This is a genomic window from Variovorax sp. P4_D9 (assembly GCF_056401695.1).
This window is the reverse complement of sequence record NZ_JBFUIU010001420.1, coordinates 1-1,422: the sequence shown is the minus strand read 5'-3', so window position 1 is coordinate 1,422 and position 1,422 is coordinate 1. Positions and strand designations below refer to the sequence as shown.

General features: G+C 61.6%; 2 protein-coding genes. One reads left to right on the top strand and one right to left on the bottom strand.

The window, feature by feature from the left end:
• Positions 1-250 precede the first annotated feature (250 nt).
• Positions 251-610: a hypothetical protein gene (locus tag AC1DY5_RS55575; protein WP_478122695.1), complete on the top strand. Its 360-nt coding sequence runs from the start codon at positions 251-253 to the stop codon at positions 608-610.
• On the opposite strand, the gene AC1DY5_RS55570 is transcribed toward AC1DY5_RS55575, so the two are convergent.
• The coding region (locus tag AC1DY5_RS55570) for a tripartite tricarboxylate transporter substrate binding protein (RefSeq protein WP_478122694.1) at positions 597-1,422 on the bottom strand (826 nt) is incomplete at its 5' end. The two genes, AC1DY5_RS55575 and AC1DY5_RS55570, sit on opposite strands and share 14 nt — an antisense overlap.

Here is a 1,422-nt window from a genome sequence, read left to right as displayed (position 1 = left end):
TTCGCGGCCAACAGCACGATCCTGGCTCGCTGCTGCACGCGGGCCTCAACGCGGCCGCGCCGGGCGAGCGCAGTCAACTCCCGTTCGGCAACAGCATCCAGTTCGATCTTCCGGGCAACGCGCATGGCTCAAACCTCCGCAAAGCTTGGTACGCGCAGTATACTTTAAGTTCTATTATTTAGAGCGCGCTACACTAGACTGTCTGCTGCCCTTCGAATCTGTGAATGACGGTGGTCGCCGAAACCCGACCTTGGCCCTTTTCTTGACGAACGGCCGGTCTACTTTGGAACTTGACCTCGCCGACATCGTCGATGAAGTCAGCACGGGTGGCAACGGACGATCAAGAGATCAAGACGACATCGTGCGCGAACGACGGCTTTCGCAAGTCGCGAATCGGGGCTCCGGGCCCGTTGCCGTCCTTCGAACTCATGGTCTCTATGTCGCCGATCAGGCCGGTCAGCAGTCGCTGTTGCAAACGCAGGCTGCCGGGCCGGAGCACAGGGAACGCAAGGAACTCACACATTCCGGCGGCGCCGCCCCCCGAACTTTGCCGGTCGCCGCCGACGCGCGCCGAGCCGGGACGAAGACGCTCGTGTTTAGTCGGCCTTGATGCCGCGTTCCTTGATGAGCTTGCCCCATTGCGGCAGCTCTTTCTCAAGCCTGGCGCGTGCTTGCTCAGGGGTCGACGGAATCGGATCAAAGCCTTCTTTGGTCATGCGCGCGGCGACAGCGGGAGAACTGAGGGCCTCGTTCAGGCTGGCGTTCAGCTTGTCGATGACGGCTTTGGGCGTGGCGGCGGGCGCGAACACCATGAACCACGTCTCGAAGCTGTAGTTGGGTAGACCTGCTTCAGCGAGCGTCGGTACGTTGGGCATCAATGGCGATCGTTTGGTGCCGGTGACGCCAAGCGCACGAAGCTTGCCGCCTTGCACTTGTGGCAGGGCCGCCGATAGAACGGGAAAGCTCAGGCTGACCTGGCCCCCGATGGTGTCGACAAGGGCCGGACCACCGCCACGGTAAGGAATGTGGACCAGCGGAACATCTGCGTTGGCCTTGAACAGTTCAGCGGCCATGTGAAAGGTACTGCCCCCTCCGGCGGAGGCGTAGTTGTGCTTGCCGGGCTCGGCCTTGAGAAGCGCAATCAAAGATTTCACGTCCTTGGCTGGCAGGTTGTTCGTCACCACGAGCACGTGCTGCGAACTCGCGACCATTCCGATCGGCGCCAGGTCTTTCAACGTGTCGTAAGGCATCTTGGGCGTCAACGCCGGATTGATGGCAAGCGAGACGGTTTGGAGGCCGATGGTGTAGCCGTCGGGTGCAGACTTCGCAACGGCATCCACGCCAAGATTGCCGCCGGCGCCAGCGCGGTTGTCGACCACCATGACGCCACCGAGCTTTTTCGCCCATTCATCGGTGACAAGC